The following is an 11,961-nucleotide window of genomic DNA, read 5'->3' as shown; positions in this document are numbered from 1 at the left end:
AGAGTTTCTATGCGTACGTTTTTCCACCCCGAACAACTCCTGCATTACCCACGCAGCTACTACTCCCGCGGGCAGATGCGCACGCCGCAGGAAGTCCCCGAGCGCGCGCGTAACCTGCTGTTAGCCGCACAAAACTTGGGTTTCGACATTCAACAACCGGATGATTGCGGCCTCGATCCACTGCTGGCTGTGCACGGTGCGTCTTACCTGACCTTCCTTCAGGAAGCACACCAACGCTGGAAGGAAATCCCGGAGGACTGGGGCGACGAAGTCATGTCCAACATCTTCGTGCGCGAACCCAATGCCCTGCGCGGTATCCTCGCTCAAGCCGCGCGCTATCTGGCCGATGGCAGTTGCCCGGTGGGCGAACTCACCTGGCGCTCGGCCTACTGGTCGGCCCAAAGTGCCGTCGCCGCCGCCAAAGACATCCTCGCTGGTGCGCCCGCCGCCTACGCGTTGTGCCGCCCGCCGGGCCATCACGCCCGCTACGATGCAGCAGGCGGTTTCTGCTACATCAACAATGCGGCGGTGGCGGCGCAGGCGCTGCGCGAAGGATTCCAGCGCGTTGCCGTGCTGGATACCGACATGCACCACGGGCAAGGTATCCAGGAGATTTTCTACGAGCGTGATGACGTGCTGTATGTGTCGATCCACGGCGACCCCACCAACTTCTACCCTGGCGTCGCGGGCTTTACCGAAGAACGCGGAGTGGCTGCTGGTGAGGGCTTTAACCTAAACCTGCCGATGGCCCACGGCGCCAGTGAAGCGGTGTTCTTCGAGAAGCTGGAACTGGCCCTGGCGGCGGTGAAGGGCTTCTCGGCGGATGTGCTGGTGTTGTCCTTGGGTTTTGATATCTATGAGTTGGACCCGCAGAGCAAAGTCGCGGTGACGCGGGAAGGGTTTGCGCGGCTGGGGGAGTGCATACGCGGGCTGGGGTTGCCGTGTGTGATTGTGCAGGAGGGCGGGTATCACCTCGAGACATTGGACAGTAATGCGCAGGCGTTTTTCAGCAGTCCGCAGGCGTGGGCAATCTAACGGGAGGATAAGCACCCGTGGATGCGTGATGTCTTTGTGCTATCACGCGTCGTGATGATCACGGAGGATGTTATGAGGAAGCTGTCATTGGTGGGGTTGCTGGTGATGTTGGCCGTTAACCCGATGTTTGCGGCCGCGTGCCCAAAGGGCACGCACCCGGTTGGGGGCACGGGGTCTCACCACAAGGGTGGGACTTGCCAGTAGTCTTTGTTTACTTCACGTCATCGCTGGCAACTGCCAGCGATTTGCTCACGAGTTTCAGTACTCGGTTACGACCACCTTCGGCCAGCAAGTAAGTACCGTCTCCAGTGCGCACAATCGACTGTGGCGCCTTCAAGAACGACAAAATTGTTTGTTGCTGCCCCTGTTGATCGATCAACAGCAACCGTGCCCGATGCGTCGAGTCTTCATTGATCCATAGCCCACGCTCATCACACATCAAGAACGTCGGTTTGTTCAGGCCCGCCAGCACCACCGGATCGCTGCCGTCATCGGTCAGCTCACGCACCACGCCTTTTTTCTTTTCCGTGTAGAGCATTCGCCCATCGGTACAGCGTGTGATGGACTCGCCTTCGTAGAGTTGGTCACGTACTACGGTCAGGGACTGATCACTCCAGCGATAGTGCAATATCCGGCCATTTTCCTTACGGTCTTCGATGGCGTAGAGGTCGTCGCCCTCGACCCACAGGCCTTGTACGTTTTCGCCTCGGAACAGCTCAGTAACGACGCCATCCTTGAGAAAGCTGACGGGGGCATCGCCGGTTTCCTGGCTGAACACCCAGCCGCCGTGGGTAGCGAACATGCCGTCAGGTTTGGACAGGTTGCCCACCACGACTTCGCGTGTACCGTCGGGGAGGATGCGCACGATGCTGCCTTTTGCATTCCCGAGCTCCTGGCTGATCATCAGCGAGCCGTCCGGCAAAGGCATCAGCGAGGCGGCTTTCGGTACATCGCGGTGCACGGTCTGAACGCTCCAGCCACCCGCCGCGCTCACGGGATAGAAGCTTTGCCAGGCGAAGAACCCCCCAGCTGCTACACCTATCAAACCGAATAGGCTTAACCCCAATCGTAGCGCTCGATACAGAGATCCGGTTCCATTCATTTTTATCTTCCTTGTTTATTGATCACTGTATGGGTCGATTTTGGTGATGTTCTCACGCGTCTCCCGGAGGAGGTTGTTCCTCGCCATTCTGTAACAGCGCCGCGTAATTTTGCCCGCCGTAAAACCCCCCCAGGATCGACACCGTTTCAGTCTCGGGGCCCGCCATGAATGCAATGACGGTGGTATGCCGATAATGAGTGATACGCAAAGTGGGTAGCAGGTCGTCTCGGCGGGTGCCACGTAAGGGAAACAGGGAAAGGCTTTCACAGTAGCTGACGAGGTTGTCGATAAAGCGCGCAGCGACTAGCGGGGAACCGGTGTCTCTGATGTAGTCTTCAAGGGCGTCAAGTTGTGCCAACGCCTCAGGCGAAAAGGCTACCGAATGGCTCACGGTTTCTCAGTGCCTTTTCGTTGGCGTTTGGCCGCCATGTGTTCGCGAACCTGTCCGGCGGACAGTGCTCGGCCAGGGTCAGCCTTGAGGGCGGCCGCCGCTGGAATTACCTCGTCTCGCAACCAGTCCTCCATGGCACGGTCGCGTGCCAGCAATGCCCTCAGGCCGTCGCGAATGACTTCACTTTCGGTAGCGTATTCACCGGCAGCAACCTTGGCTTTGACCAGTGCAGCCATTTCGATTGGCAAGGTAATGCTCATTTGCAGGGTTGAGCGCATTTTGAAGTCCGCCGACGATGAGTAGGATTCAATCCTACTTGACCACTGGCGTGATGCAAGGAGCAACTGCTCGACGTCGATATCCGGTGTCTCGTCGTCTGACCAAAAAGGGCGTGGGCTCTGGCAGGTTTCCATGAGTGTCTTTATCTCTTGTTGAGTAAGTCAGGCCGGAAGTATTGACGCATTTTTGCGGTCGCGTGGTCCCAGCGGGTAAATAACCCACTGATATGTATGACTTCATATTTGTTGCAAGGTTATTAGGGCAAACCTGTCTCGGCATGCATGGCGCCCCATCACCTCCCATACGATAATGCCCTCCAAATCGACCACACTGGCCCATCACCGTGATCATCAATTTTGACCTCAACGACCTCCAAGCCTTCCGCGCCGTGGTAGACAAGGGCAGTTTTCGCGGTGCCGCCGAGGCGATCCGTATCTCGCAGCCGGCCTTGAGCCGACGTATCGAAAAGCTTGAGTCCGCCCTCGAGGTCAAACTGTTCGAACGCACGACACGACGAGTCAGCCTGACCATGGTTGGGCGTGCGTTCCTGCCCCAAGTCGAACGCATGCTCGACGACCTCGACATCGCTTTGATGGGCATCAGCAACGTCGCGTCTACACGCATGGGCAACGTCACCATCGCTTGCGTACCGTCGACCGCTTACTACTTCATGCCCCACGTGATCTCCGAATTCCACAAGCTGTACCCGAAGATTCGCTTGCGGGTGCTGGATGCCAGCGCCGGTGAGGTGTGCAATGCGGTGGAGAGTGGCGAGGCGGACTTCGGAGTGAGTTTCAGCGGCAGCCTGGCTGATGAGGTGGAGTTCGAGCTGCTGTTGCAGGAGCGTTATGTGCTGGCTTGTCGCCGTGATCACCCGTTGGCGGAGCGCGACAGCGTGACCTGGGCCGAGGCCTATGAGCACGACTACATCACCGTGGACAAAACCTCCGGCAACCGCTTCCTGCTGGACCAGGCGTTGCGTGGCGTACGGGTGAAAAAACAAAGCATCTGCGAGACCCACCACGTGACCACGATGATCGGGCTGGTGGAGGCGGGGTTGGGCGTGGCGATGGTGCCGTCGATTGCGATGCCGGCGGGCACGCACCCGATCCTGGTGAGTGTGCCGCTGGTGGAACCTCAGGTGATGCGCAATGTGGGCTTGATAAAACGCCGCGGGCGGACACTGCCGCCAGCGGCGCTGGAGTTGGAACGATTGGTGCGGGAGATGCCGTTTCGGTCAGTGTGACACCGAGTCCAGGCCGGTGGATTGCACCACCGGTTGTGCCTGGGGCGAGGCCAGGAACTGCAGCAGTGCCTTGGCCTGGGCCGGGTGTTCGGCGTTAACCGGAATGCCCGCCGCAAAGCGCGTCACCGATTGCACGTCTTCCGGGATCTTGCCGACGTAAGTCACGCCCGGCACCGGCAACAATTCCGCCACCTGCTGCAAGCCCACCTCGTAATCACCCTTGGCGACCACTGAGGCCACCGGGATGCGTTCGATCATGCTGCCCTTGGCCGGTATACCGAGTTTCTTGAACAACTCTTTCTCGACATACACACCGCTGGCGCTGTCCGAGTACGCCACGGACTTGGCCTTGAGCAGCACGGCCTTAAGTTCTGCATCGGTACCGATCGCAGGTTTCGCCGTGCCTTCCTTCACTACCAGGCCGATCCGCGAATCCGCCAGTTCCACACGGGACGCCTTGTCGACCTTGCCTTGCTTGATCAAGTCATCCAGGGCGTAGCCGACCATGATCACCACATCGGCGTGTTCGCCACGGGCCAGACGGTTGGGAATCGCTTCCGGCGCCTTGCCCATCGACGGACCAAGGATGGTGTCGAGGGTGTCACCGCTTTGTTGGGCGTACTGCGGGCCCAGCAGTTTATAGGCGGCAGTGAAACCACCAGAGGTCATCACCTTGAGCTCTTCCGCCTGGGCCGTCAGCGCCAGGGCGCCGAGGGCCAGGGCCGTCAGGGTTTTGAACAGCGGCTTCATCACGCAGCCTCCTGCATTACCTGCCCACGGTTACCGGCACGACGATACAAGGCCAGGGTCGAGCACAGGGCGCACAGCGCAGCGAACATCATCCAATAGGCCGGCGAGGCCTTGTCTTCGGTAATGTGAATAAACCAGGTGGAGATCGCCGGGGTGAAGCCACCGAAGATCGCCGTCGCCAGGCTATAGGCCAGGGAGAAGCCTGCCACGCGCACTTCCACCGGCATGATTTCGGTCAGGGCCGGGATCATCGCGCCGTTGTACATGCCATACAGGAAGGAGAACCACAGCAGGGTTTCCAGCATATGGGCGAAGCTCGGGGCGTTGACCACGAACGACAGCGCCGGGTAGGCGGTGATGACGGTCAGGGCGGTCATCACGACCAACACCGGCTTGCGGCCGAAGCGGTCGCTCAGGGTGCCGCCGATCGGCAGCCAGACAAAGTTCGACACGGCCACCAGCAAGGTCACCAGCAGGGCATCCGAGGTGCTCAGTTGCAATACAGTCTTGCCGAAGGTCGGCGCGTACACGGTGATCAGGTAGAACGCGGTGGTGGTCATGGCCACCATCAGCATGCCGCCGATGACCATGGTCCAGTTTTTCGCCAGCGTAGCCAGTACTTCGCGCATGGTCGGGCGATGCTTGCGGTTGGCGAACTCTTCGGTTTCCTGCAGATTGCGACGCAGCACGAAGATGAACGGGATGATCACGCAACCGATGGCGAACGGAATGCGCCATCCCCAATCGGCAACGACGGCCGGTTCCATCCACTGGTTCAGGCCATAGCCCAATGCGGCAGCGACCACGATGGAGATCTGTTGGCTACCCGATTGCCAGCTGGTGTAGAAACCCTTGCGGCCCGGGGTGGCCATTTCAGCCAGGTACACCGACACACCGCCCAGTTCCGCACCGGCCGAGAAGCCTTGCAACAGACGACCCAGCAGCACCAGCGCCGGGGCCCAAAGGCCAATGGTGTGATAACCCGGCACCAGCACGATCAGCAGCGTACCGCTGGCCATGATCGACAGGGTCACGATCAACCCTTTACGGCGACCGACGTCATCAATGTAGGCACCCAGAATGATTGCGCCCAACGGACGCATCAGGAAGCCTGCGCCGAATACGGCGAAGGTCATCATTAATGACGCAAATTCATTGGCGGCGGGGAAGAACGCGGCAGCGATATAGGTGGCGTAGAAGCCGAACAGAAAGAAATCGAACTGTTCGAGGAAGTTACCCGAAGTAACGCGGAATACCGCGCCAACTTTCGAGCGGGCAGAGTCGGGCCGAGAAGGGCTAGTCATGGTTTTGTGTCTCCAGCGTTCTTTTTAAAGTGCTTGTTTCGCTTAAGACCGCGGATAGTGGCTGACACATTTAGAAATGATAAGTGAGTTATTTGGATGTATTGATGCGTGAAGGTTATCAATCGCCAGGCGCGACCAAAATCCCGGCCCTGTTCTATGCTTAAAGGTGTGACCAATTCTTACGGATGGGAGGTGGCAATGGCTAACGAACAGAAACGGCGGGATGAGCCGGAGAATGAGAAACCCCGGCAACCACGTGAGGAGGAAAAACCGCAGACCTGGAAGCATCCCGACGATGGCACAGAGCTTTCCGAGCTGGATCAGGAACGTCCGCTGAAACCTTGAAAATTGTGTTGCCCTGATCAATGGACCGGGGTGCACAACTCCACCAGCGTTCCATCCGGGCAGCGCACATAAGACACGACTTGCCCCCAAGGCTTGGTGCTCGGCGCCGAGAGTTCTGTTGCGCCTTGTGCAAGTGCCTTGGCATGAGCGGCGAGCACATCCTCTGTCACAAATCCCACTTCCATTCCCAAGGGTTTTCCGGAGGTGTGCGCCTCAATATGGCCACCTTTGAAGTTCATTTCGCCCAATTCATGCGCGGCAAACGAGAGGGTGGTCTCGCCGGTTTCCAACTCGCCATAGGTGCCTGATTCATGCAGGAAACGGCGACTGAAACCGAAGGCTTGTTCGAAGAACTCCAGGGAGGCGGCGACGTCGGGAACGTAGATGATGGTGTAGGCGAATTTCATGGTTGGCGATCCTTGTTGGGTGATGGCACATAGCAGCCTTGGTGAGCCATAAATTGCCTCCTGGCATAGCTTTCCGTGGGGGCGGGAGTCACTTGGGTCGGTGTTTCGAATTGAACGAGCGAGGTTCCGGTATCGGCATTGACCACGTCAATCCGACACAGGCGGCCGTGCGCAGAGGCGGTGTCAACAATCCCGCCTTTTAGCACGTAGCGCCTACCGGCCGCGAACTCGGTGACGAACTCAATCGTACAACGTTGATCGGCGCTTGCCAGGCCACCCATCACCAGGTGCAGCGGTTGGTTGGCGGCGATATCCACGTAGCCGGCCGGACGTGAAGTGGTGCTGTGCACCGAGAACAATGCGGTTTCCTTATTCCGTGTCGCCTGCCTGCCTTCAAGACAATCAACGTCCGTCGATACCCTGACGCTCAGCCATTCGTTGTAGCTGTCGTGGGTGCTCAGTTCACTTTTTATCTGCGCCAGCGGGCCTTCGACCGGTGCCTTGTAGGGCGTCAGGGGCACGCATCCAGCGAGTAACAGCGGTAGGGCAATGCAGCGGATTTTCATGGGATATGCGGCGTCCGTTCCTGGAGGCATGCATGATCGGCAGGCAGTGACTTGGTGACAAGGGCTCTCTTGTGTCTCCGGGAAATTATTTGACATATTTGATTTGTGATCACATATTGAAGCCATAAGAACGACAACACAGGTTTGACTCATGACAGATGGTCCGCTCCTCCTGCCCACCCTGCGTCAGGTTTCCCGCGATACCTTGCAAGACCAGGTGTATCGCCAGATCCGCGAAGCGCTGATGAGTGGCCGTTTCCAACCTGGCCAGAAACTCACCATCCGCGGCCTCGCCGAAGCCCTCGGCTCCAGCCCGATGCCGGTTCGCGAAGCGCTGCAACGCCTCAGCGCCGAAAACGCCTTTGAAGTCACCGAAACCTCTCGTTTGCGTGTACGCCTGATGACAGTCGACCGCCTGCGCGAAATTCGTGATGCGCGGGTAGCCCTCGAAGGGTTGCTGGCGGAAAAGGCCGTTTTGCTCTTGCAAAAAGCCGACCTCGACGAAATCACCGACCTGTGTCGGCAGATGCAGCACGCCGCCGATGAAGTCGACGTGTCCCGCTACCTGTGGACCAACTTCGCCTTCCACCGGCGCATTTACGCAGTCGCCCAGGCCGACTTGACCATGGCCGCGGTGGAAAACTTCTGGCTGCACATGGGGCCGTGTTTTGCCCTGGTCGCCCCCGATAAAGCTCACCTGCAACGCTCGATGGAGGCGCACACGCGAATTGTCGAAGCCCTGGCCGCCCGCGATGGTGCCGGCGCCCGCGCGGCGGTGACCGATGACATCATGCAGGCCGCCGACTCCCTGGCGCGCCTGCTCGTCAAGAACGACCGTGCGCGGTCGTCTGCTTCAGGAGGTAAACGTGCATGAGTGTCCTACAGCGGCTGCAGCCCTATCCTGGGTTACGTGTGTTGATTTCCGGCGGGGCTGCCGGCATCGGTGAAGTGTTGGCGGCGGCCTATTTGGAGGCCGGTGCCAAGGTGCATGTGTGTGACGTCAGCGAACCCGCCCTGGCGGCCTTTCGCGACAAGTACCCGGGCACTGTCGCCACCCGTGCCGACGTCAGCGATGCCGCGCAGATCGAGGCGGTGTTCAAGGTCCAGCGCGAGCATTTCGGCGGCCTCGATGTGCTGGTCAACAATGCTGGGATCGCCGGGCCCACCGGTGGTATCGACGCGATCAGCGACGTCGAATGGCAAGCCACCATCAATATCAATCTGACGGCGCAATACCGTTTTGCCCACCATGCGGTGCCGATGCTCAAGGAATCGCCCCACGGCCATTTGCTGCATATCGCCTCGGTAGCGGGGCGACTGGGCTACGCGTGGCGCACACCGTACGCCGCGACCAAATGGGCCATCGTCGGCCTGATGAAATCCCTCGCCTCGGAGCTGGGCGAGAGCGATATCCGGGTGAATGCCTTGCTGCCCGGCATCGTCGAAGGCCCGCGTATGGACGGTGTGATTCGTGCCCGTGCCGAACAGGTCGGCGTACCTGAAGCCGAGATGCGCCAGGAATACCTCAACAAGATTTCCCTCAAACGCATGGTCACCGCCGAAGACGTCGCGGCCATGGCCTTGTTCCTCTGTTCGCCCGCCGCCCGCAACGTGACCGGCCAAGCGATCAGTGTCGACGGTAACGTCGAGTACCTGTAAGCCACGGAAGAACACATCGCGCTGCACCCAGGATTTTTTTCATAAGAATAAAAGTCGGAGAATCGTCATGTCCAAAAATCGTCCTGTCATCATCACCTGCGCCGTCACCGGTGCGATTCATACGCCTTCAATGTCGCCGCATTTGCCGATCACCGCGCAGGAAATTGCTGACGCTGCTATCGGTGCCGCCGAAGCCGGTGCAGCGATTGTTCACCTGCATGCCCGCGACCCGATTGACGGCCGCCCAAGCCAAGACCCGGCGCTGTTCGCCGAGTTCCTGCCGCAGATCAAGGCCGCCAGCGACGTGGTGATCAACATCACCACCGGTGGCGCCCCGACCATGGGCGTGGAAGAACGCCTGCAGCCGGTGATGCAGTTCAAGCCGGAATTGGCCTCGCTGAACATGGGCTCGATGAACTTCGGCCTGTACGAAATGCTCAACCGCTTTACCGAGTTCAAGCACGACTGGGAGCGCCCCTATCTGGAAGAGAGCGACGACCGGATCTTCCGCAATACCTTCCGCGACATCACCCACATCCTCAATTCCTGCGCCGAGAACCGCACCCGGTTTGAAATCGAGTGCTACGACATTGGGCACTTATACACGGCGGCGCACTTCCTGGAGCGTGGCCTGCTCAAGCCGCCGCTGTTTATCCAGTCGGTATTCGGCTTGCGTGGCGGCATTGGTGGGCACCCGGAAGACCTGGCGCACATGCGTCGCACCGCCGACCGCCTGTTTGGCGACGATTATGTGTGGTCGATCCTCGGTGCCGGGCGTGGGCAAATTCCGTTGGCCACCATGGGCTTGTCCATGGGCAGCAACGCGCGGGTGGGCCTGGAGGATTCGCTGTGGGACGGCCCGGGCAAACTGGCGGCGTCGAATTCTGACCAGGTGCGGCGTATTCGTTTGGTGATCGAAGCCCTTGGCCTGAAGGTCGCCACACCGGATGAAGCGCGGGAAATTCTCGGGCTCAAGGGGCGTGACCAAGTAAATTTCTAACCCTGCCTTTTCATTAACAACGGGGCTGCGTCTTGGCGCGGCTTGCATCCCGCACAACAACAATAAGGGGATCACCATGCGTATCGAAGTACTTGTGGACGTCAAGACGACCTCGGGCAAAGGCCCGGTGTGGGACGTCGACCAACAACGGCGGTATTGGATCGACAGCGCCAACGGCTAGCAGCGCGAGTGCGGCGCGCTGCTGCAACTGTTCTCCCATCGCCCGCAGGCGTTGGTTGTGCAACTCCAACCCTAGAACAACATTGATGTGCTCCCCAGCCAGGCTGGCGGGGCGCCAAGAGGAACTGTCGATGAATACCGCCACCCCGGCCCGCGAACCGCAGGCGCTGAACAAACTGATGTTCGCCAAGTTGATGCCCTTGCTGATCATCGCCTACATCCTGAGTTTTCTGGACCGCACCAACATTGCCCTGGCCAAGCATCACCTGGACGTCGACCTGGGCATTTCCGCCGCCGCTTACGGGCTGGGCGCCGGGTTGTTTTTCCTGACGTACGCGCTGTCGGAAATCCCCAGCAACCTGATCATGCACAAGGTCGGCGCGCGGTTCTGGATCGCGCGCATCATGGTGACCTGGGGCCTGATTTCGGCTGCCATGGCCTTTGTGCAAGGTGAGACCTCGTTCTACGTGTTGCGCCTGCTGCTGGGCATTGCCGAAGCCGGCCTGTTCCCCGGCGTGATGCTGTACCTGACTTACTGGTTCAACCGTGAGCAACGGGCGCGGGCCACCGGTTATTTCCTGCTCGGCGTGTGCTTTGCCAACATCATCGGCGGCCCGGTGGGCGCGGCCCTGATGCGCATGGACGGGATTATGGGGTGGCACGGCTGGCAATGGATGTTCCTGCTCGAAGGGCTGCCGGCTGTGGCGTTCGCCTGGGTGGTGTGGCGCAAGTTGCCGGACCGCCCGAGCAAAGCGCCGTGGCTGACGGCTGAAGAAGCGCGCGGTATCGAACAACGCATCGCCCTGGAAACCGAAGAGGGCGCAGGCGAGGGCGGGCACTCGTTGAAAAACTGGCTGACCCCGCAAATCCTGCTGGCGATCTTTGTGTATTTTTGCCATCAGATCACCGTCTACACCGTGATCTTTTTCCTGCCGAGCATCATCAGCAAATACGGTGAGCTGAGTACCATGAGCGTCGGTTTGCTGACCTCACTGCCTTGGATTGCGGCGGCGTTGGGCGCGGTGTGGCTGCCACGATTTGCGACCACGCCGGGGCGTGCGCGTCGACTGCTGGTCACCGGGTTGTTGACCATGGCGTTGGGGTTGGGCATCGCGTCGGTGTCGGGGCCGGTGTTCAGCCTGTTGGGGTTTTGCCTGTCAGCGGTGATGTTTTTTGTGGTGCAGTCAATCGTGTTCCTCTACCCGGCCTCACGCCTCAAGGGCGTCGCACTGGCAGGCGGGCTGGGCTTCGTCAACGCCTGCGGGTTGTTGGGCGGGTTTGTCGGGCCGTCGGTGATGGGCGTGATTGAAATGAGCACCGGCAACGCGATGAACGGCTTGAAAGTGATTGCGGTGGTGTTGGTCATAGCCGCATTGGCAGCGCTGCGGCTGCGCCAGGGTCAAGAGGCGGGTCAGACCAGTAACGAGGTCGGGAACCCTGAAGCCAGCACCAGATAAGCCACCACTGCCGCCAGGCATAAACCGACAAAAACGCGCAGCAGTGTCCTGGCGGTGGGGTTGGCGATGAATTTGATGGCCCAGAGCAAAATCCCGCTGAGCAGGACGCTTAAGGCAAGAATGACCAGCACGGCAGTGTTCCTGTAACCCTGGGAAGCTGATTTATAGTCCCAAAGGCCCCGGATGAACAGTGTGCGCATAGACGCAGCCCCGCGGGCTTTCTAAACTGCGGCTTGTCTT

At 59.7% G+C, this 11,961-nt stretch carries 15 protein-coding genes; 7 read left to right on the top strand and 8 right to left on the bottom strand.

Going from position 1 to position 11,961, the window contains the following annotated elements:
- Positions 1 to 9 precede the first annotated feature (9 nt).
- The gene (locus BFL40_RS09320; protein ID WP_071483690.1) at positions 10 to 1,035 is read left to right on the top strand and encodes a histone deacetylase family protein; all 1,026 of its coding nucleotides are present in this window, start codon (positions 10 to 12) and stop codon (positions 1,033 to 1,035) included.
- Between the two features lie 211 nt (positions 1,036 to 1,246).
- On the opposite strand, the gene BFL40_RS09310 is transcribed toward BFL40_RS09320, so the two are convergent.
- From BFL40_RS09310 to BFL40_RS09300, 3 genes are read right to left on the bottom strand one after another with little or no spacing between them, the layout of a single operon-like run.
- Positions 1,247 to 2,137 (bottom strand): SMP-30/gluconolactonase/LRE family protein, encoded by an 891-nt coding sequence (locus BFL40_RS09310; RefSeq protein WP_071483688.1) that lies wholly within the window; start codon positions 2,135 to 2,137, stop codon positions 1,247 to 1,249.
- A gap of 52 nt (positions 2,138 to 2,189) precedes the next feature.
- A complete protein-coding gene (locus BFL40_RS09305; protein WP_071483687.1) occupies positions 2,190 to 2,528 on the bottom strand; it encodes a type II toxin-antitoxin system RelE/ParE family toxin in 339 nt (112 codons plus the stop codon).
- Positions 2,525 to 2,806 carry a ribbon-helix-helix domain-containing protein gene (locus tag BFL40_RS09300; RefSeq protein ID WP_071483686.1) on the bottom strand — a complete coding sequence of 94 codons (282 nt, stop codon included), beginning with the start codon at positions 2,804 to 2,806 and terminating at the stop codon, positions 2,525 to 2,527. The genes BFL40_RS09305 and BFL40_RS09300 overlap by 4 nt, the downstream gene beginning before the upstream one ends.
- Before the next feature lie 344 nt (positions 2,807 to 3,150).
- On the opposite strand from BFL40_RS09300, the gene BFL40_RS09295 reads away from it, so the two are divergent.
- Complete coding sequence (locus BFL40_RS09295) at positions 3,151 to 4,053, top strand: LysR family transcriptional regulator (RefSeq protein ID WP_071483685.1); 903 nt, start codon at positions 3,151 to 3,153, stop codon at positions 4,051 to 4,053.
- Here the strand turns inward: BFL40_RS09295 and BFL40_RS09290 are convergent.
- Positions 4,045 to 4,803 carry a substrate-binding domain-containing protein gene (locus BFL40_RS09290; RefSeq protein WP_071483684.1) on the bottom strand — a complete coding sequence of 253 codons (759 nt, stop codon included), beginning with the start codon at positions 4,801 to 4,803 and terminating at the stop codon, positions 4,045 to 4,047. The genes BFL40_RS09295 and BFL40_RS09290 overlap by 9 nt on opposite strands.
- The gene (locus BFL40_RS09285; protein WP_071483683.1) at positions 4,803 to 6,107 is read right to left on the bottom strand and encodes an MFS transporter; all 1,305 of its coding nucleotides are present in this window, start codon (positions 6,105 to 6,107) and stop codon (positions 4,803 to 4,805) included. Before BFL40_RS09285 ends, BFL40_RS09290 begins: the two co-directional genes overlap by 1 nt.
- Before the next feature lie 198 nt (positions 6,108 to 6,305).
- On the opposite strand from BFL40_RS09285, the gene BFL40_RS34060 reads away from it, so the two are divergent.
- Positions 6,306 to 6,452, top strand: a complete 147-nt coding sequence (locus BFL40_RS34060; protein WP_162843039.1) for a hypothetical protein — start codon at positions 6,306 to 6,308, stop codon at positions 6,450 to 6,452.
- Between the two features lie 17 nt (positions 6,453 to 6,469).
- On the opposite strand, the gene BFL40_RS09280 is transcribed toward BFL40_RS34060, so the two are convergent.
- Entirely contained in the window at positions 6,470 to 6,859 is a 390-nt protein-coding gene (locus BFL40_RS09280; RefSeq protein WP_071483682.1) for a VOC family protein, read from the bottom strand.
- Complete coding sequence (locus BFL40_RS09275; RefSeq protein WP_071483681.1) at positions 6,856 to 7,425, bottom strand: hypothetical protein; 570 nt, start codon at positions 7,423 to 7,425, stop codon at positions 6,856 to 6,858. The genes BFL40_RS09280 and BFL40_RS09275 overlap by 4 nt, the downstream gene beginning before the upstream one ends.
- A gap of 151 nt (positions 7,426 to 7,576) precedes the next feature.
- Between BFL40_RS09275 and BFL40_RS09270 the strand changes: the two genes are divergently transcribed.
- The 4 genes from BFL40_RS09270 (at position 7,577) to BFL40_RS09255 (ending at position 11,721) form a co-directional block, all read left to right on the top strand.
- On the top strand, positions 7,577 to 8,299 hold the full coding sequence (locus tag BFL40_RS09270) for a GntR family transcriptional regulator (RefSeq protein ID WP_071483680.1): 723 nt from the start codon (positions 7,577 to 7,579) through the stop codon (positions 8,297 to 8,299).
- Complete coding sequence (locus BFL40_RS09265) at positions 8,296 to 9,084, top strand: SDR family oxidoreductase (RefSeq protein WP_071483679.1); 789 nt, start codon at positions 8,296 to 8,298, stop codon at positions 9,082 to 9,084. Before BFL40_RS09270 ends, BFL40_RS09265 begins: the two co-directional genes overlap by 4 nt.
- A gap of 67 nt (positions 9,085 to 9,151) precedes the next feature.
- Positions 9,152 to 10,084 carry a 3,5-dioxohexanoate:acetyl-CoA acetone transferase gene (gene kce / locus BFL40_RS09260; RefSeq protein WP_071483678.1) on the top strand — a complete coding sequence of 311 codons (933 nt, stop codon included), beginning with the start codon at positions 9,152 to 9,154 and terminating at the stop codon, positions 10,082 to 10,084.
- Positions 10,085 to 10,395: 311 nt separating this feature from the next.
- On the top strand, positions 10,396 to 11,721 hold the full coding sequence (locus BFL40_RS09255) for an MFS transporter (protein WP_071483677.1): 1,326 nt from the start codon (positions 10,396 to 10,398) through the stop codon (positions 11,719 to 11,721).
- Here BFL40_RS09255 and BFL40_RS34055 read toward each other — a convergent pair.
- Positions 11,676 to 11,852, bottom strand: a complete 177-nt coding sequence (locus tag BFL40_RS34055; protein ID WP_176999756.1) for a hypothetical protein — start codon at positions 11,850 to 11,852, stop codon at positions 11,676 to 11,678. The genes BFL40_RS09255 and BFL40_RS34055 overlap by 46 nt on opposite strands.
- Between the last annotated feature and the right edge of the window lie 109 nt (positions 11,853 to 11,961).

Origin of the sequence: Pseudomonas costantinii (genome assembly GCF_001870435.1) — a bacterium.
Classification (GTDB): domain Bacteria; phylum Pseudomonadota; class Gammaproteobacteria; order Pseudomonadales; family Pseudomonadaceae; genus Aquipseudomonas; species Aquipseudomonas costantinii.
This window is presented reverse-complemented; position numbering and strand designations above follow the sequence as displayed.